Annotated in this window: 16 protein-coding genes; 6 read left to right on the top strand and 10 right to left on the bottom strand. The window is 57.5% G+C overall.

Going from position 1 to position 17,370, the window contains the following annotated elements; genetic code table 11:
* Positions 1 to 7: 7 nt before the first annotated feature.
* Positions 8 to 1,114, top strand: a complete 1,107-nt coding sequence (locus HS103_04180; protein ID MBE7511997.1) for a DegT/DnrJ/EryC1/StrS family aminotransferase — start codon at positions 8 to 10, stop codon at positions 1,112 to 1,114.
* Between the two features lie 162 nt (positions 1,115 to 1,276).
* Positions 1,277 to 3,085, top strand: a complete 1,809-nt coding sequence (gene pepF, locus HS103_04175; GenBank protein ID MBE7511996.1) for an oligoendopeptidase F — start codon at positions 1,277 to 1,279, stop codon at positions 3,083 to 3,085.
* A 78-nt stretch (positions 3,086 to 3,163) separates the two neighbouring features.
* On the opposite strand, the gene HS103_04170 is transcribed toward pepF, so the two are convergent.
* The 4 genes from HS103_04170 to HS103_04155 all read right to left on the bottom strand — a co-directional run bounded on the left by HS103_04170 (position 3,164) and on the right by HS103_04155 (position 6,251).
* Positions 3,164 to 3,946: a PIG-L family deacetylase gene (locus HS103_04170; GenBank protein ID MBE7511995.1), complete on the bottom strand. Its 783-nt coding sequence runs from the start codon at positions 3,944 to 3,946 to the stop codon at positions 3,164 to 3,166.
* A 453-nt stretch (positions 3,947 to 4,399) separates the two neighbouring features.
* On the bottom strand, positions 4,400 to 5,263 hold the full coding sequence (locus HS103_04165) for a hypothetical protein (protein MBE7511994.1): 864 nt from the start codon (positions 5,261 to 5,263) through the stop codon (positions 4,400 to 4,402).
* Positions 5,264 to 5,662: a hypothetical protein gene (locus HS103_04160; GenBank protein ID MBE7511993.1), complete on the bottom strand. Its 399-nt coding sequence runs from the start codon at positions 5,660 to 5,662 to the stop codon at positions 5,264 to 5,266.
* Between the two features lie 58 nt (positions 5,663 to 5,720).
* The gene (locus HS103_04155; GenBank protein MBE7511992.1) at positions 5,721 to 6,251 is read right to left on the bottom strand and encodes a hypothetical protein; all 531 of its coding nucleotides are present in this window, start codon (positions 6,249 to 6,251) and stop codon (positions 5,721 to 5,723) included.
* Positions 6,252 to 6,384: 133 nt separating this feature from the next.
* Between HS103_04155 and HS103_04150 the strand changes: the two genes are divergently transcribed.
* The gene (locus HS103_04150; GenBank protein ID MBE7511991.1) at positions 6,385 to 7,995 is read left to right on the top strand and encodes a methylcrotonoyl-CoA carboxylase; all 1,611 of its coding nucleotides are present in this window, start codon (positions 6,385 to 6,387) and stop codon (positions 7,993 to 7,995) included.
* A gap of 49 nt (positions 7,996 to 8,044) precedes the next feature.
* On the opposite strand, the gene menA is transcribed toward HS103_04150, so the two are convergent.
* From menA to HS103_04130, 4 genes are all read right to left on the bottom strand, one after another.
* Complete coding sequence (gene menA, locus HS103_04145) at positions 8,045 to 9,745, bottom strand: 1,4-dihydroxy-2-naphthoate octaprenyltransferase (GenBank protein ID MBE7511990.1); 1,701 nt, start codon at positions 9,743 to 9,745, stop codon at positions 8,045 to 8,047.
* On the bottom strand, positions 9,745 to 10,173 hold the full coding sequence (locus tag HS103_04140; GenBank protein MBE7511989.1) for a PH domain-containing protein: 429 nt from the start codon (positions 10,171 to 10,173) through the stop codon (positions 9,745 to 9,747). The genes menA and HS103_04140 overlap by 1 nt, the downstream gene beginning before the upstream one ends.
* 62 nt (positions 10,174 to 10,235) lie before the next feature.
* On the bottom strand, positions 10,236 to 11,021 hold the full coding sequence (locus HS103_04135) for an ABC transporter ATP-binding protein (protein ID MBE7511988.1): 786 nt from the start codon (positions 11,019 to 11,021) through the stop codon (positions 10,236 to 10,238).
* On the bottom strand, positions 11,021 to 11,401 hold the full coding sequence (locus HS103_04130; GenBank protein ID MBE7511987.1) for an EthD family reductase: 381 nt from the start codon (positions 11,399 to 11,401) through the stop codon (positions 11,021 to 11,023). The genes HS103_04135 and HS103_04130 overlap by 1 nt, the downstream gene beginning before the upstream one ends.
* Before the next feature lie 30 nt (positions 11,402 to 11,431).
* On the opposite strand from HS103_04130, the gene HS103_04125 reads away from it, so the two are divergent.
* Positions 11,432 to 12,046, top strand: coding sequence for a metalloregulator ArsR/SmtB family transcription factor (locus HS103_04125; GenBank protein MBE7511986.1), 615 nt, complete (start codon positions 11,432 to 11,434; stop codon positions 12,044 to 12,046).
* 29 nt (positions 12,047 to 12,075) lie between these two features.
* Here the strand turns inward: HS103_04125 and HS103_04120 are convergent, their stop codons facing one another.
* Both HS103_04120 and tgt read right to left on the bottom strand, forming a co-directional pair.
* Positions 12,076 to 12,924: a substrate-binding domain-containing protein gene (locus HS103_04120; protein ID MBE7511985.1), complete on the bottom strand. Its 849-nt coding sequence runs from the start codon at positions 12,922 to 12,924 to the stop codon at positions 12,076 to 12,078.
* 177 nt (positions 12,925 to 13,101) lie between these two features.
* Positions 13,102 to 14,235 (bottom strand): tRNA guanosine(34) transglycosylase Tgt, encoded by a 1,134-nt coding sequence (gene tgt / locus HS103_04115; GenBank protein MBE7511984.1) that lies wholly within the window; start codon positions 14,233 to 14,235, stop codon positions 13,102 to 13,104.
* A gap of 209 nt (positions 14,236 to 14,444) precedes the next feature.
* Between tgt and HS103_04110 the strand changes: the two genes are divergently transcribed.
* Entirely contained in the window at positions 14,445 to 15,167 is a 723-nt protein-coding gene (locus tag HS103_04110) for a PIG-L family deacetylase (protein ID MBE7511983.1), read from the top strand.
* Between the two features lie 110 nt (positions 15,168 to 15,277).
* Positions 15,278 to 17,125: a DUF3352 domain-containing protein gene (locus HS103_04105; GenBank protein ID MBE7511982.1), complete on the top strand. Its 1,848-nt coding sequence runs from the start codon at positions 15,278 to 15,280 to the stop codon at positions 17,123 to 17,125.
* The last annotated feature ends 245 nt before the right edge of the window (positions 17,126 to 17,370 follow it).

The raw sequence follows: 17,370 nt of genomic DNA, 5'->3' as shown, positions 1-17,370 counted from the left end.
TACTCCCATGAGCCAAACAATTCCTTTCAATAATCTCATCCCGCTCCACACACGCCTTCAGCAGCCGCTTGAGGCAGCGCTTCAACGTGTCTTAGCCGGAGGATGGTATATCCTCGGACCAGAAGTGGAAGCCTTCGAGAGCGCTTTTGCCGCCTATCATGGATTGAAACATGCCGTTGGTGTTGCCAACGGGACGGATGCCATTGAACTCGCCCTTCGTGCGGCGAGCATTGGGGCGGGCGATGAGGTAATCACCGTTGCTCATACCGCCGCCGCCACAATCACCGCCATTGAACGCGCTGGCGCAATACCCGTGATGGTCGATATTGATCCGCTCACCTACACCATGAACCCTCAGGCAGCAGCAGCGGCAATCACCCCCCACACACGGGCGATCCTCCCTGTCCACATCTATGGACATCCCGCCGATCTCAGCACATTAAAGGCATTGACCGACCAGCACGGATTGCTCTTGATCGAAGATTGCGCCCAAGCACACGCCGCACGCTGGAACGGTCAACTCGTTGGGACATTTGGCGCGTTGGCATCCTTCAGCTTTTACCCCACAAAAAATCTCGGTGCGTTGGGCGATGGCGGGGCGATCTTGACCAACGATGATGCCTATGCCGAGAAGCTCAAGCGCCTGCGCAACTATGGGCAGACCCGTCGCTATTATCATGACGAGCGGGGAATTAACAGCCGTCTTGATGAACTTCAGGCAGCCCTTCTCAGCGCAAAACTCCCTGACCTTGCCGCCTGCACTGTCATGCGTCGGGAGATTGCCGCCACCTATGCCGCCGCTTTAGATGGGGTGGGTGATCTGACCTTGCCCATCGAATTGCCTACCGCCCAACACGTCTATCATCTCTACGTGATTCGCCACCCCCGCCGCACCGATCTCATGACACACCTTGCTGAACGGGGTATTGGGACCTTGATTCACTACCCCGTTCCCAACCATCTTCAAGCCGCCTTCAGCGATCTCGGCTGCCGTGTGGGCAGCTTGCCAGAAACAGAAAAAGCCGCCCGTGAGATCGTCAGCCTCCCCCTGTGGATCGGCTTATCAGCCGCACAAGTTGGCGCGGTGGCGGCAGCCATCAAAGCCTTCGCTTAGCGGTGTGGGGGCTTAAAGGCTCTCGCGTTTATCATCATCACTCCTTTAGACCATCAACAGACATCCCACCCCCTCTTTCTAACCTGTTGATTTCTCCTCCACAGTTCATGCTATAATGCGCTATATCGCATAGTTTTCATAATCAAGAAAGTGAACGACCTTATGACTACCGTTGAACTTCCCCCCCGCGCCACACTCCCCCGCGAACGGACGTGGGACTTGGAGAGTATTTTTCCCAACGACGAGGCATGGAAAAGCGCCCTGAAAGACCTCAGCGAAAACGGGATTCCAAAACTAGCCGCTTTTCAAGGGACACTTGCTGCGGGTGCTGCTCATTTAGCCGATTGGTTTGAGCAATCCGAAGCTGTTTTTACCGATTTGATCAAGGTGTACTTATATGCCGCCCTGATGCAGTCCCAAGATACCAACGATCAACGCTCCCAAGCGATGCTAGGGCAAGCCGGGGCGGTCTATGGGCGTCTGCTGGCGACCACGGCCTTTAGCGAGCCGGAAATTCTTGCCGTTGGCGAATCCGCCGTGAATGGCTGGGTGGAAAGTGAGCCGCGCCTCGCCATCTATAAGCACTACAGCCATGATCTATTTCGCAAACAACAGCACGTCCGCTCAGCAGAGGTGGAGGAAACGCTTGGCATCCTGTCCGATACGTTCCGGGGCATCCAGAACACGGCGGACATGCTCACCAACGCTGACCTGACCTTCCCTCCGGCGCTCACCAGCGGGGGGGAGGCTCTCCCGCTTGGGCAGGGGACAGCCGATACCCTAAAACATCACCCGGATCGCGAGGCACGGCGGACGGGCTGGCAAAACTACTGCGACGCCTATCTTACCCTGAAGAACACCCTCGCCAGCAACCTGATCGCCAATGTCAAGCGCGAGGTCGGCGTCAGCCGCGTGCGACGCTTCAAGACAGCCCTAGAGGGATCGCTGTTCCAGACGAACATTCCCTCGGAAGTGTTTCACAACCTGATTGCCACCTTCCAAAAACACCTTCCACTGTGGCATCGCTATTGGGGCATTAAGCGCCGTGTCTTGGGTGTGGAGCAGATGCATCATTGGGATATTTGGGCGCCCTTAACGCCAAACAAACCCCATATCCCCTATGAACAGGCGGTTCAATGGATTGCCGATGGGATGAGTCCCTTGGGGGGGGATTATGTCGAAGTCTTGCAGGCGGGCTGCTTGGCAGATCGGTGGGTGGATGTGCTGCCCAATAAAGGCAAGGCGCAAGGGGCGTTTTCCTCTGGGGCAAAGGGGACAAAACCCTTTATCCTCGTCAGCTACGATAACTCCATTGGCGCACTCAGCACCCTTGCCCACGAGCTTGGTCATTCCATGCATAGCTACCTCACCTGGCAGCATCAGCCCTTTGTCTATACCGACTATTCGCTCTTTGTGGCAGAGGTTGCCTCAAACTTCAACCAAGCCCTTGTGCGGGCGCACCTCTTTGAGGCGAACAGCGATAAAGACTTCCAACTGGCGGTTATTGACGAGGCAATGGAAAACTTCCATCGCTATTTCTTCATTATGCCGACGCTGGCACGCTTTGAACTGGAGATGCATACCCGCGTAGAAGGCGGCGATTCGCCCACCGCCGACGACATGATCGACCTCATGGCAGATTTGTTCACCGAAGGCTACGGCGGCGAGGTTGCTGTCGATCGCCTGCGTGAGGGAATCACCTGGGCGCAGTTTGGGCATCTCTATCAAAATTTCTACGTCTATGCCTATGCAACAGGGATTTCGGCGGCGAATGCGCTGGCAGCGCGGGTGCGCGGCGGGCAGGCTGATGCGGCGAAGAACTACCTAAAGTTCCTCAGTGCGGGCAGTTCTGTTTACCCCTTAGAGGCGCTGAAAATCGCCGGTGTGGATATGACGACACCCAAACCGATTGAGGAAGCCTTCGCCGTCTTAGGCGGCATTGTAGAGCGCTTGGATCGCCTTACACAGTAGCGAAACGGCTATCGTAGGGGCGATCCCATGTGGTTGCTCGCCCCCTTCTTCCGAGGGAAGAAGGGGGCATAAGGGCGATTAATCTTCCGCCCGCAGCAGCCGCCACAGAACTTCCCCGCCCGTTGTGGCGTGGTAGGCGGTTAGTTCCTCGCCAAGCGCCGCCTCATCCGCCCAAAAGGTGCTAAGTTGGGAATGGTAACAGGCGCTGGCGCGAATCTTTGCCGCCAGTGTTTCCGGGCGAATCGCCACCGTGATGCGCATGAGCGGTTGGGCAAAGGCTTGCAAGGCGGCAAGGATCACGCGGCGCTCTTGGCGGGAATAGGGATATTCCTCGTAGAAATACATTTTTAGATCAGGGTTTGCCAGCGCCAGCGCCAGCCCAAGCGAGCGGGTCAGTTGGTGATCGACATGCCCGCCAACGCCAAGCGGGGCATACAGGGCGGTAAGCGGTTCTGAGATAGCGGCGCTGAACGCTGCCACCAATTCGTTAGGCAAGTCTGCCTCGGCGGGATGCGGGGTGCCAAAGAGCGCCGCCCGATCCTGATAGAATCCCTCGCCCGTTTCCCTATCGGCGCGGTAGAGCGCCTCCGGTGTCTCGCCGTAACGGATCATTGCACCGAGGGCAGCGGCAGCGGCAGCGTCTTCCTGCCGGCGGGCAGAAACAACCTGATCGCCCGCTAAGCCCAGTCCCCACCGTTCATGGTGTTCGCTGATGAACGGGTTGGGGATAAGGTGTGCTGGCGGCGCACCCGCCATGACGGTATAGATCAGGACGCTTTCGCCGCGTCCGGTGCGCTCCGCGATTTGTGCGCCACAGCTAAAGGCGGCGTCGTCTGGGTGAGGGGCAAGATAAACATGCATAGGGAATCTACAAATTAGTCCTGATTCTATGGATAGAAGATGAAAGATGCGCAAGTATGCCCCCTGAGCAAACAATTGAGCAAGACTTGCCTTCAAACGGTGCTGTCAACGCCGCAGCACAGTTCAGCGACACCCTAAGTACTGCCACAGCGATTTTTAGAAGAACCCCTATCCTCCCTACTCCCTTTCCCCGCACGCGAAGAAAGGGGGAAAGACGAACGGTATTTTTTGCCTTCCAAGCCCCGAAGGGGTGGTTAGCCTTAGCCCGCTGCTTTAGCGGCGGGGTCAGGAAAAGAACCCCTCACCCCTAGCCCCTCTCCCACGCAAGCGAGGAGAGGGGGAAAGACGAACGGTATTTTTTGCCTTCCAAGCCCCGAAGGGGTGGTTAGCCTTAGCCCGCTGCTTTAGCGGCGGGCGCTCACTTGCGCAGAAACTCCCCACCGCCTCATCACCCTAGTTCGCCCGCGCCCGCTTGAACACCACCCGATAGGACGCCAACGCTGTGCTACCGTTCGCGGTTGTGCAGTTTCCCGCCTCTAGGCGACGGGTGCGGTCACTCAAGCCCGGCAAGGCAACTTGATAAAGCGTTCCGGGGGTCATTGTAAAATCGGCGTAGCCAGCGTCTTCTTCTGGTTTTAGTCCGGTGTAAAACGTCTCCCGTCCATCACCCCAAAGGACTTCCACCGCCATCCCCGGAAGCCCACGATCATTGGCATCGCGCACGCTGACGAGGATCATATTTTGCAATTCGGCATTGCAGAGCGATTCTTGGAGGGTGATCGTAAATTCACCAACGGGCGTTGGCAGCACCACAGGCGGGAGGGTGAGCGTCGGTGTGGGAACTTCGGTGGGCGTTTTCGTTGCCACTGGGGTGAAGGTTGCCGTTGGGTGAAGGGTTGCCGTCGCCGTTGCGCCGCCGGGGGTGGGTGTCTCGCCGGGCAAGAGCAGCGAGGCACAGCCTGTCGCCCCCTGTGAGGCGGCAAGGGAAACCATCGCTGAGATGGCGGTCAGCCCGGTGTTTGTGCTGGCGTACCCTGAACCGGCGAGATCGCAGGCGGCTGCCGCCAATGCTGTCCAATCGACGCCGATTTCGTTGAGGCGCTCTGCCGCCCGCAGCAAGTCGCGGTCACGGCTGTAGGCAAGGCTGAGGGCAACGAGGTACTTTGCCCGCCCTTCCTCGTTAAGCTGTGCGGGGCGAATGTCCGTTTCCACACGAGGGTCAATGCGCCATGCATAGAGCAGCCCACCAGCAATACCGGCGAAGATACCTATAACCAACGCTCCCAGAGCAATGTTCAATGAGTTACGGCGCATCATTTACGATCCGGGCGTTGGGGAAGGAATTGGTGTTGGCAAACGAAAGCCTTCCATGAGGGGGGAACAATAGCCGAGGGCGCAAGAGAGTTCAACAAGGTTGCGAATATCCGCCTCGCGCCCTTTTCCCGCTTGAGAGATATAGCGCTCGGTGACATCGCGCACATAGGTGAAGACATTCGCCATACCCAATGGGGCAAGGCGATCCACCGCCGCCGCCACATCACGATCCACGATGAAGCCAGCGGCGACCATCACCGTGTAATCGTCCTTATAGCGGGCGGAAAGGGATCGCAAATCGCCCTCTACCGTCGCTGCCGGGAGGACGATCCAACCGAGCGTCAGACCAATTGCCGCGCCGATGAGAAGACCAATGAGCAAAGAGAGGACAAGTCGTCGCATAGAGGACGATTATACCTCGAAACCCCGCGCCTAAAACCGTCGCTGTCTTGGTTCGGGGTTAGTTTCCTTCCCGCCGCCGTGTGTCGTAGAGCAGCCAGCCCATAATGCCGACAAAGGCGATCATCATCAGCATGGGGATTGCCGAGGCGATTAGCCACGCCCCAATGACGCACACTGCCGCTTTAATGCCCCATTCCATCCAATCTTCCCGTGTTTCCGGTAAGGTGAATTCATACCGTTCGTAGGGTTTTGAGACAGCTTTTGCTTTGGGAGGTTTGGCGGTGGCGGCATTTGTCACCTTCGGACGGGCGCTCGGCGTTGGCGTTTCGGCGTTCGGCAGTTTGGGGGCGTCTTCTTGCTGGCGAAGGCGTTCAGCGCGGGCGTGAATATCTTGCTCAACGGTGGACTCAGGGATTTTCTCAGGGTTTATGTCTACCGTCTGCGCCATGTGTCCAGTTTGTGCGGTGTGTTCGGCAGTGGGCAAGGGCGCATCGTCTGGGGTAGGGGAAACTTCGGGAAGATCACTAGCGAGGCGGATCAAGTCCTCATCGCTTAAGGCATCGGTTAACTTTCGCTCTGGCAAGGTCATGGAGTCACCTTATAGACGCACATCGTATACCATATGGTTCTACGCAAAAAGGCGAGGGAGGTTTCAGCACACGCTATAATTCGCCCTACACACACGCCTTGATAGACAAGCAAGAAACGATTGAAAACACCTTATGGACATCCTTGAATCACATTTGAACACAGCCGACGCACACTTTCAAGAGACTGCCGCCCACAACCGCACCCTTGCTGCCGAACTGCGCGAACGGTTGGTATTGGTGCGTGGCGGCGGCGGGGAAAAATATCGCAAACGCCATGCCGAGCAAGGGAAGCTCTTTGTTCGAGATCGGATTGATCGCCTGATCGACCCAGGCAGCCCTTTTTTGGAGGTGATGCCACTAGCGGCATGGGGTATGTACGAGGGGGACGCGCCCGCCGCCGGAATTGTCACCGGAATTGGGCGCGTCAGCGGGCGGGAATGCCTGATCATCGCCAACGATGCGACGGTGAAAGGCGGCACATATTACCCGATCACGGTCAAAAAACACCTTCGGGCGCAAACCATTGCCGAAGAAAATCGCCTTCCCTGTCTGTATTTGGTCGATTCGGGCGGGGCGTTTTTGCCGCTGCAAGACGAGGTATTTCCTAACAGCGATCATTTCGGGCGGATTTTTTACAATCAGGCACGCCTGAGCGCCGCCGGAATCCCACAAGTTGCCGTCGTCATGGGGTCGTGTACGGCGGGGGGGGCATACATTCCGGCAATGAGCGACGAGACGATCATCGTCAAAGGGACGGGGACGATTTTCCTCGGCGGTCCGCCGCTGGTGAAAGCGGCGACGGGCGAGGACGTCAGCGCCGAAGACCTCGGCGGGGCGGATGTGCATACGCGACTTTCTGGCGTTGCCGATCATTTCGCCCTGGATGATGATCACGCCCTAGAGCAGTGCCGCGATATTGTCGCTGCGCTGAACACACGTAAACAGATCGGATTGGATATTGCCCCACCCGAACCGCCTGCCTACGATCCAGATGAACTCTACGGGGTGATCCCGACGACGTTCCGCGAAAGCTACGATGTGCGCGAACTGCTGCTGCGGATCATTGATGGGGGAAAATTCCGTGAGTTCAAAGCGCGTTATGGCGAGACGCTGGTCTGTGGGTTCGCCCGTATTGAGGGGTATCCGGTGGGGATCATTGCCAACAATGGCGTGCTGTTCAGCGAGAGCGCCTTGAAAGGGGCGCACTTCATTGAACTTTGCACGGCGCGGGGGATTCCCCTGCTCTTTTTGCAGAACATCACGGGTTTTATGGTTGGTAAAGAGGTGGAAAACAAGGGAATCGCCCGTGACGGAGCAAAGATGGTTCATGCGGTGGCAAACGCGAACGTCCCTAAAATCACCGTCATTATTGGCGGATCGTTCGGGGCGGGCAATTACGCCATGTGCGGGCGTGCCTATTCGCCGCGCTTTTTGTTCATGTACCCCAATGCCCGCATCAGTGTGATGGGGGGTGAGCAAGCAGCGAACGTGTTGTTGACGGTGAAGATGGAGCAGCAGACACGGGCGGGCGAAACGCCGCTCTCGCCAGAGGCACAGGCAGCCTTTAAACAGCCAATCTTGGCGAAGTATGAGGCGGAGGGCAGCCCCTATTATGCCACCGCCCGCCTGTGGGATGACGGAATCATTGACCCGCCAGAGACACGCCGTGTAGTTGCTCTAGCGCTTTCTGCGTGTCTGAACGCGCCGATTGCCGAGACGCGCTACGGGGTATTTCGGATGTAGAGCGGCAGAGGGGAAAGGGGCGACTGGCGTAGTCGCCACAGAGACGGCTTTAGCTCTTGTTCAGCAGCGCTAAACAGAGTGCGATCAGCCACCCGCCGACCAGCAGCATCCCAAAGCGAGCGTGAAGCTGCGCCGTCTTGCGCAAAATGGGGTTCAGGGCGGCGGGTTCACTCGTCACCGAGACGCGCTGCATCAGCCCCCACGCCATCGGCAAGGTGAGCATCCCTAAAAGCGCCGAAAGGGGGGCGCCGCCAACAAGGACACTGATCGCCAGCGCCACATACGTCCCCCCGACAAGGATGTAATATTCGATAGTCGCCCGCTCCCGCCCCAAGATCGTGGCTAGGGTGCGTTTGCCAATCGCCCGATCCTGCTCAAGATCACGGAGGTTGTTGGCATGGAGAATAGCGGCAACCAAAAAGCCAATGGGTAGCGAGGCGATCAGCGCCTCCCAACTAATCTGCCCCGCCTGCACGACATATGCCCCTACAACAATCACCGGTCCCATAAAGACGAACACGGTAATCTCGCCCAAGCCAATGTACGCCAATGCGGAGGGTCCGGCGGTGTAGAAAAAACCAGCAAGGACGCTGAGCAGTCCCAAGGCGAGGATGAACGCTCCATATTGGCTGACGAAATACAACCCGATGAGCGATCCTAGACCAAAGGCGGCAATGCCTCCCCAAAACACCTGACGGGGAGTTAGTTCGCCGCGTTGAATCGCCCCGCCAACGCCCAGTGATTTCTCGGTATCGGCGCCCTTGCGGTGATCGTAGTAATCGTTGATCAGGTTCGTCCCCGCTTGGAGCGCCACCGACCCAACGACGACAAGCACCGCATGGGCAAGGTTGAAATGCCCCTGATAAGCGGCGATGACCGTCCCCAAAAGGGCGGGGACGGTGGCGGCGGTATAGCTCCAGGGGCGGGCGGCACGCCACCAAATGCGCAGGGCGCGTTGAACAGGCGATTCCTCTAAGGCTGCCTCCACCGGGCGCGGCTGCCAGGGGATCAGGCTCGGCGTGATCAGGTCGATGAGGGCGGTGATCAGCCAGCCAGTGATGGCAATGGCAACAATCCCCGCGCCCAGTTTGTTCACCGCATAAAGGTTGGCGCTGTCCCAGATGAACTTTCCAATCCCTTGCTGTGCGCCAAAGAGTTCAACGCCGATGATCAACGTTAGGGAATAGGATAAGCCTAACTTCACGCTGTTCATGATGCTAGGCAGGCTTGCCGGAAGTGCCACCGTCCAAAACACCGCCCACCGCGAGGCACGGTAGCTTTTTGCCACCTCAAAATAGGTCGGATCAATGCGCCCCACCGCCGCCGCCGTGTCCAAAAGCATGATCGGCATGACGCTGATCGCCATCGAAAGGACGCGCGCCCATTCGGTGAAGCCCAGGGCGAGAACGACGAAGGGAATCAGGGCGATTTTGGGGATCGGATTGATCGCCGTGATCAGCGGGCGGAGGATGGCGCTGGCGGTCTGGCTAATCCCAATCAGCAGCCCCAAGAAAATGCCGAGGAGTGCGCCGATCAGAAAGCCTGAGATAATCCGTAGGGTGCTGATCCCCAATTCATTCCACAACTGCCCGCTTTGGGCAAGGGTGTAGAGCGTCTCGATGATGCGGGAGGGCTGCGGGAAGAAGCGACGGTTCAGCACGCCCAACTGAACAAGAACTTCCCACAGAAGGAGGACGACCACTGGCGAGAGGACAGAAAGCCAACGGCGGCTGAGGCGTAAACGACTCATCAGCGCATCGTTCCTTCCTGTCCGGGAAAGGTGGCGCTGCGGCGGATGGTGTCTTGCTGGCGATAGATTGCCGCTTTCAGGGTATCGGGGCGATGGAGCGTCTTGAAGTTGATCTGATCGGTGCGCCCACCCGCCGCCGAACTGATCCGAATATCGGCAAAGCCCATGATCGCGCCGAGGGGCGGGGTGTCAATTTCGACATTCGTGATATTGGCAATGGTGATCGAAATTTCCTTGCCGCCGAGGATGCCGCCCATTCGTTGTGTGACGCGCCGATCCGTGAGGACGATCTGGTTTTTCTTCCACAGCAGCCAGTAATAGAGCGTTGCCGTGCCGACGACGCGCAGCCAGAAGCCGATGCTCCACATGCTCCGCCGCCATTCGCCGATCAAGGTTTCTTGTTGATAGATAGGTTGAGGGGGTTGCATGAGGTTTGTTCATCCTTCGTGTTCAGCCATTCGCTTTGTTCTGATCAGTGCAATCACGGAAATCATCCTACTTCGTCCCGCAGACGCGCCCAGACGCGCCCAAAGAGCGTGCCATATTGGGGGTCTTGGCGCAGGCTGACCGTCTGGCGCGGGCGGGAAAGGGTGACCTGTTCCTCCCCGATGATTCGCCCCGGACGCGCCGACATGATCACCACCCGATCCGCCAGCGAGAGCGCCTCATCAATGCTGTGCGTCACAAACACAACGGTTGCCCCGCTGCTTTGCCAAAGCATAAGCAATGTCTCTTGGAGGATCAGGCGTGTTTGGGCATCCAGCGCCCCAAACGGCTCATCCATCAGCAATATTTCGGGATCATAGGCAAACGCCCGCGCCAAGCCAACGCGCTGGCGCATCCCGCCGGAGAGTTGGTGGGGGTATGCCTCGGCAAATTTCGTCAAGCCCACCCGCCCGATCCACTCCCGCGCCCGTTCGATGCGTTCGGCATAGGGCAGCCCGCGTGTTCGCAGCCCATAAGCGACATTTTCGGTCACCGTCAGCCAGGGAAACACGGACGCCCCCTGAAAGACCATCGCTGAAGCGGGGCGCTGCGGATCGCTGTGGGCGACGGTGATCCGCCCGCTGAGGACGCCCTGCAGCCCGCCGATGGCACGTAAGAGAGTCGTCTTGCCGCAGCCGCTCGGACCGACAATGACGACGAATTCGCCCACCGCAATCGTCAGATCAACGGCTTCAATGGCGGTCACTTCTCCTATGCCGGCACGTCCAGCATAGCGTATGGTAACGCCCTCCACGCTGATCTTAGCGGCGACGGGACTGGAATCGCTCATTATTCCTCCCACACCTCGGCAAAGATCAGTTCAGAATCCTTGGCAAAGCTCATCAAATCTGCGCCGGCACGCTGCCCCTGTGGGGAGCGCAGCGCTTGATCGAGCATCTCGAAATCGGAAAAGTAAAGTTCAAGCATCCGATGGTAAGGGGATTGCCCACCGGGAGCGCCCAAAACGAGGCACGCCTGCCGGCGCATGATCCCCGGCATCGCTTCCATCAGAGCAAGGTTGCCTATATAACGCGCCTCAAAATCAACGGCGCTGTTTATTGGGGTTTTGTAGAGAATGGTAAGTTTGACCATGCCCATACAATAGCGCAAGACAGCCTTAAAGGGCAACCTTCCGGCTTGACTGGCTTCGACTGCTGTGATATTCTTCAAATTAGATGTAAATCTAATTTTAGGGGTATCATGATTACACGACGTGAGCAGAGCGAGCTGCTCGAATTTCTGAAGGTTTTGGCGGATGAAAACCGCCTGCGGATGGTTGCCTTGCTAAACGGGGCGGAACGGAATGTGGGCGAGTTGGCGGCGCTTTTGACGATCAGCGAGCCGACGACCTCACACCATCTGGGAAAGCTGCGCGGCGTTGGGCTGTTAAACTTGCGTACCGAGGGGAACCAGCGGTTTTACCGCCTGAATCCTGCGATGCTGAAGCGGTTTAAAAAGCTGATCGGAGACATGGAAGCAGTCGATACCAGCACAGTGGTGGAGGCTGATCAGCGATGGGTAGATGCCCTCGACCTGAGCGAGGACGATAAGAAGGTGCTGCGCGATTACGCGGTTGAGGGAAAGCTCACCCAAATTCCGATGAAGCAAAAAAAACTGCTGGCGATTCTGCGCTGGTTGGCAAGCCGCTTTCACGCCGGAGTGTTCTACACAGAAAAAGAGGTGAATGGGCTGATTAGCGAGGTCTACGCGGAAGATTACGTCAGCTTGCGCCGAAACCTGATCGAGTTTGGCTATCTACGGCGGGAGCGGGGTGGGAAGCGCTATTGGCTGACGGGAGAGGATGAAACGCCATAGGAAAGGGCTGCACTAAAGCAGCCAGTCGTTTACGGGCGTTCCACTGCCGGAATACCACCATGCTGCGCTTGGACAACCGCTTGCCCTGCCGGACTTTGTACCCAGGCGAAAAAAGCGCGGTAGGCGTCGTCGCCGGGGGCTTCCAATCCGGCAATAACAATGGGCGAGCGGAGTGGATAGGTTTCCTCGCCAAGCGTCTGCGGCGTAGGGGGGATTCCTTCCAATGCCAGTGGGCGCACCGCCGAAGAAAGATAGCCCACCGAGACAAAGCCCGCCGCGCCGGGTTCTTCCGCCACAAGGTCGATTAGCGCCTTGCCCGTCAGCGCCAAGCGTGCATCAGGGCGAATCCGTCTATCACCGAGGACAATGCGCTGGACAAGCTGCCCCTCTGTGCTGCTCTCCCCCCGCGCCACAACCACAATCGGACGATCTGCTCCGCCCAGTTCCGCCCAATTCACAATGCGCCCACTCAAAATATTGCGCACCTGATCGGGGGACAGATCGCTAACCGTGTTTGTTGGGTGGACGACAAAGGCAACCCCGCCAATACCCACCGGCGCTAACCAATAATCGGGGGCATTGTTGACGGCATCGGGCAACATTCCCCAAAAGGCGTAAGGCGCACGCCCTGCCTGTAGCCAATCCGCCACCGCCGCCCCGTCACTGACCTGAATATCCCAGACGATCAGGGCGCGGGTGGAGGTATAGGCGCTCACTAAATCGTAGAGCAGCGGGGCGCTGGCGTTATCGGTAATCAGGCGCAAGGTATACGCTTCGGGGGTCGGGTTGCTGGCAGGCAGCGGCGTACCACAGCCCGCCAGCGCCAGCGACAACACCACCAGCGAGCGTTTCGCCCCGCTGAGTCGTAAGCGTATCAATGTGTACCTTGTGTCTTGCAGCGAACCAAAAACAAACTTTCCCCCGCGTCCTCTCGGTGTGTGGCAATGCCTAAAGCGGTGTTCACGCGGGGTCACCAAATGCCCCGCGCAAGGATCATCATGGGTTTGGGTTGCGGGGCGTCCCGCGCTGTAATCTGTGGCTGTGTCTGCTTATCCTTAGGGTGTTGGCGTCTCCTTGCTGGTCGGACGGTAGTTCGCCAGAAAGTCCACAGCATATGAGTGAAACGTGCCATCCAGAATGGCTGCACGCATTTCGCGCATTAAGGTGAGCAAGAGATGGAGGTTATGGAGGGTGAGCAGGTGGTGTCCGAGAATTTCGTTTGCCTTGACGAGGTGGCGGATGTATGCCCGCGAGAAGGTGCGGCAGGTATAGCAGGTGCAGCCCGCCTCTAGGGGCTGGGCATCGCTGGCATATTGCAGGTTGCGCAGGTTAAGCCGCCCCCGGCGGGTCATTGCTGAGCCGTTGCGGGCAAGGCGTGTGGGGAGAACGCAATCAAAGATGTCGATTCCCCGTGCGACGCCATTCACCAAGTCTTCTGGACTACCAACACCCATCAAATAGCGAGGGCGATCAGTGGGCAGAAGGGGCATAACCTGATCGAGCGTTGCCAGCATTTGCGCTTTTGTCTCGCCCACCGCCAGCCCGCCGACGGCATAACCGGGAAACTCAAGGGCGCGTAAGGTTTCCGCCGAGTGCGCCCGCAGGTCGGGGAAAACCCCCCCCTGGACAATGCCAAAAAGGGCTTGTTGATCGAGATTTCCAGAGCGCTGATGTTCGTCTAAACAGCGCCGCGCCCAAGCGTGGGTGCGTTCACAGGCAGCACGTACTGTTTCGCGGTCAAGCGGCGGCGGACACTCATCAAAACACATCATGATATCGGCGCCGAGGTTGTGCTGAATTTGGATTGAGCGTTCGGGGGTAAAGCGATGGGTAGAGCCGTCAAGGTGGCTGCGGAAGGTGACGCCCTCATCATCAATGAGGCGCAGTGCCCCTAAACTAAAGACCTGAAATCCCCCGCTATCCGTGAGAATCGCCCGATCCCAACCCATGAAGCGGTGCAGCCCGCCTTGTTCGGCAATCAAGGTGTCGCCCGGGCGCATGTAGAGGTGGTAGGTATTGGAAAGAATCAAGGATGCGCCCAGATCATGGAGATCACGGGGGGAGACCGCCTTCACGGTGGCTTGTGTGCCAACCGGCGCAAAGATCGGGGTTTGAACCGCGCCGTGTGGGGTATGAAAAACCCCGGCGCGTGCCGATCCGCAGGTGGCGTGTAGCTCGTATGCGAACAATGCGATCCCTTGCACGACTGGCAACACGCGCCCATTATAACAATCGCCGAAAACTCCGCTAGGGGGGGATTCTATCTCAAAAGCGTAATTTCCTTTGTTTTTGCCCCTTACACGGTCAGGAAATTATTGATTCTACGGCGGCTTTTCCCATCCTGAGTTAGGATCATTGTTTCTCGTTAAACCATTGGGAAATCGGGACAAGTTGACCTATGAGCGACCAACCTTCACTTGAAATCAAAACGGTCATGGCAATTTATGCACACCCTGACGACCCTGAATTTTTCTCTGGTGGGCTACTGGCAAAATGGGGGATGGCAGGTAAGCGTCTCATTTATGTGCTTGCCACCAGCGGCGACAAAGGGACGGATGATCCAACGATGACCGCCGATCAGTTGACAGCCCTGCGCGAGGCGGAACAACGTGCGGCAGCTGCCTGTGCCGGGGATAGCACAGTGATCTTCTTGCGTTATGGCGATGGGACGTTGGCGCACACCCTTGATCTCCGCCGCGACCTCACCCGCGTGATCCGCCAACACCGCCCCGATGTGGTGATTACGAACGATCCAGCGACCTACTATTTTAAAAATGGTGGAATCAACCATCCCGACCATATGGCGATTGGCGCAGCGGCACTGGCAGCCGTTTACCCCTCGGCGCGTGATCGGCATACCTTTGAGGAGCTTTGGCGCAATGAGGGACTCGAACCGCACAAAGTCCGTCAGGTGTACCTCTCTGGAACATGGCATCCCACCCATAAGATCAACATCACCGATGTCTTTGAGCGGAAGATTGCGGCGATTAATGAACACCATAGCCAAGTGAAAGACCCCGAAGGTTTGCTGAGCCGGATGCGCGGCAGTTTTGAACCCGATTTTGGCGAGACAGAACCAATCTATGTCGAAAACTATCGGGTGATCACCTTGCGGGTCTAGCCCGTTTGTTTTCACTTTGGCAACAGCCCGTTAACGTCCCGCCAATGATTGCATGGTAGGCTTTAGATCATCGCACGTTGGTGTTTTGTTCGATAAGGGAGATGGTTATTATGAAGCGATTGCTCTTTCTTTTGCTCTGCGCCGTGTTGGTAATTCCACTGATGATTCCGATGAGCGCTGCACAAGCGGGGGGGTCCCCGCACGTCGGGCGTTCCACCTCTGCCAGCGCCAACGCTGACCTCGCCGGTCTGTTTGATGCCGGGTCGCTGCTCTACATTGCCCTGCGGACGGACGATGGCTATCTGAAGGAACTTGGCGATCTTGCCTCGGCGATTACCTTAAAAGCCACCGGACGGGCGCTGCCCCCGTTGGAGACGCTGCTTCAATTGGGGCTGGCGAATTCGGGGTTCGATTACCAACAGGACATTCGTTCGTGGGTGGGCGATCAGGCTGCCTTTGGGATTGGCAACCTAAGCCGCTTTGCCACGAAAGAGACGATCACGAAACTAACCCTCTACGAAGCGCCGATCTTGCTTGCCATTGAGGTGAAAGACAAAGCAAAAGCCGAGGCGTTCATCGATAAGCTGCTTGCCAACGCCCGTATTGAGCTTGAAAAATCGCCCGGTGAGGTGATCGCCTGGGATGCTGATGTTGTGCCAGTGGCGGTGCAGCTTTCCTCAGACCTGCTGCTCATTGGGACGACACAAGGGATTTCCCGCACGCTGATGCGCGATAGGAAGTTGAACCAAGACCCCGCCTTCCAATACGCACTCGGCTTGCTTAGTGCGCCCGCCTACAATGCCCTTGTCTATGTGGACACGCCGCAGTTGGGAAACTTGCTGCGGGCGAATATTGAGGGAGTGGGCGGCAATTTTGGACCGAGCGAACTCGTCTTGCTCCATCTTGGGGCGTTGGGGCAGTTGGCGGTAGGAGCGACCATCCTCGATGGGCGTTCGTTCGTCCTTGATGTGGCGCAGGTAATTGACCCAAAGATGGCAGCGGAGATGAGCATTACCCCGGGCACACGCCCAATCAACGAAGCCTTCTTGAAAATCCTTCCCCGGTCAGGGTTGATCGCCCAAAGCGCTGATTTTCCCAAGCAGCTTGATCTGATTATCGGGGCGCTGATCGCACAGACACGGCGAACAAGCGGCTTGGAATTGACCCGCGAGGGGATATTTGCCGAGTTTAGCAAACGCTTTCATGAGGCGACAGGTCTTGACCTGAACGCAGATGTCTTAGCCAACCTAGCCGATGCCGATTACGCCTCGTTCATTCGCTACATTCCGCCCCCACTGGGGCAGCCCACCCTCTTTGATAGGGCAATTGATCCGCAAGCGAAGGTATCTTTGAAAGACTTCGCCACCGGAATCGCTTTCCAGATCAAAGACCCGGCAAAGGGTGAGGCGCTGAAAAAGGCGCTTTACACCTCCCTAGAAAGAGCTAAAACAAACGGCGCACCGCTTGAGTTCGGGACAAAACAGATCGGAACGGTTGAGGTAAAGACGGTCACGATAAGCGCAGCGGGGCTGCCCGAACCGCTGAGCGTTGTCGTTGATTACATTGGAGAGGCTTTCGTCATAGCAACGGCGAATACCTTTGATGATATGGAAATCTTTGGGAGAGCGCCCCTTTATGAGGAAGCACGGGCATACGCGCTCCCCAATGCAACCTCCGTGTTCTATATGGATCAGGAAGGGCTAACCTTTCTAATGGATGCGAATGCCGCCAGCGCAGTGGGGACGAACCGCATTTTCCGGCGCATCATGCGTAACCTGCAAACAACCGCCACGCCGGAATCGCCAGACGCGGAATTGGTGGAGGACAGGCGCATCTTCCAAGAGGCGCTGGCAAATGGACGGAAGATCGCAACGGTGCTTAGCACCAGCACAATCAGCACAGCGGCAAGCCCGAAGGGGGATGCCCTAATCCGGTTTGTGGTTACCGTAGCCCGCTAGGAAAAATCGGCAGACCTACATACAAACACAGTGAAAGGGCGGGGTCGCTTATGATCCCGCCGCTAACGGGCTGAAAGCAGCCACCCCTTCAGGGCTTGGAAACCCGAACCACCTCCTCCTAAACGGCGAGAGGATAGGAGTTCACAGAATTCCTGATAGACTACTCGCGCTGAGCGTCCTCTCATCTTCACATTCCGGCAATCTCTGCTATACTTTCCAACCGTTCTAACCGCAACCAAACACAG

The organism is Anaerolineales bacterium, from assembly GCA_015075625.1.
In the GTDB taxonomy this organism is placed as follows: Bacteria; Chloroflexota; Anaerolineae; order Aggregatilineales; family UBA2796; genus UBA2796.
Note: the sequence above shows the minus strand (reverse complement) of the source record. Positions and strands in the feature narration are given on the sequence as shown.

What these genes read in the sequence shown, in the direction of transcription:
- HS103_04135 (MBE7511988.1), bottom strand. Translation starts at nt 11,021, where the DNA reads ATGAGCGATTCCAGTCCCGTCGCCGCTAAGATCAGCGTGGAGGGCGTT.
- pepF (MBE7511996.1), top strand. Translation starts at nt 1,277, where the DNA reads ATGACTACCGTTGAACTTCCCCCCCGCGCCACACTCCCCCGCGAACGG.
- HS103_04170 (MBE7511995.1), bottom strand. Translation starts at nt 3,946, where the DNA reads ATGCATGTTTATCTTGCCCCTCACCCAGACGACGCCGCCTTTAGCTGT.
- HS103_04125 (MBE7511986.1), top strand. Translation starts at nt 11,432, where the DNA reads ATGATTACACGACGTGAGCAGAGCGAGCTGCTCGAATTTCTGAAGGTT.
- HS103_04180 (MBE7511997.1), top strand. Translation starts at nt 8, where the DNA reads ATGAGCCAAACAATTCCTTTCAATAATCTCATCCCGCTCCACACACGC.
- HS103_04155 (MBE7511992.1), bottom strand. Translation starts at nt 6,251, where the DNA reads ATGACCTTGCCAGAGCGAAAGTTAACCGATGCCTTAAGCGATGAGGAC.
- HS103_04165 (MBE7511994.1), bottom strand. Translation starts at nt 5,263, where the DNA reads ATGATGCGCCGTAACTCATTGAACATTGCTCTGGGAGCGTTGGTTATA.
- HS103_04105 (MBE7511982.1), top strand. Translation starts at nt 15,278, where the DNA reads ATGAAGCGATTGCTCTTTCTTTTGCTCTGCGCCGTGTTGGTAATTCCA.
- HS103_04150 (MBE7511991.1), top strand. Translation starts at nt 6,385, where the DNA reads ATGGACATCCTTGAATCACATTTGAACACAGCCGACGCACACTTTCAA.
- HS103_04160 (MBE7511993.1), bottom strand. Translation starts at nt 5,662, where the DNA reads ATGCGACGACTTGTCCTCTCTTTGCTCATTGGTCTTCTCATCGGCGCG.
- menA (MBE7511990.1), bottom strand. Translation starts at nt 9,745, where the DNA reads ATGAGTCGTTTACGCCTCAGCCGCCGTTGGCTTTCTGTCCTCTCGCCA.
- HS103_04140 (MBE7511989.1), bottom strand. Translation starts at nt 10,173, where the DNA reads ATGCAACCCCCTCAACCTATCTATCAACAAGAAACCTTGATCGGCGAA.
- HS103_04110 (MBE7511983.1), top strand. Translation starts at nt 14,445, where the DNA reads ATGAGCGACCAACCTTCACTTGAAATCAAAACGGTCATGGCAATTTAT.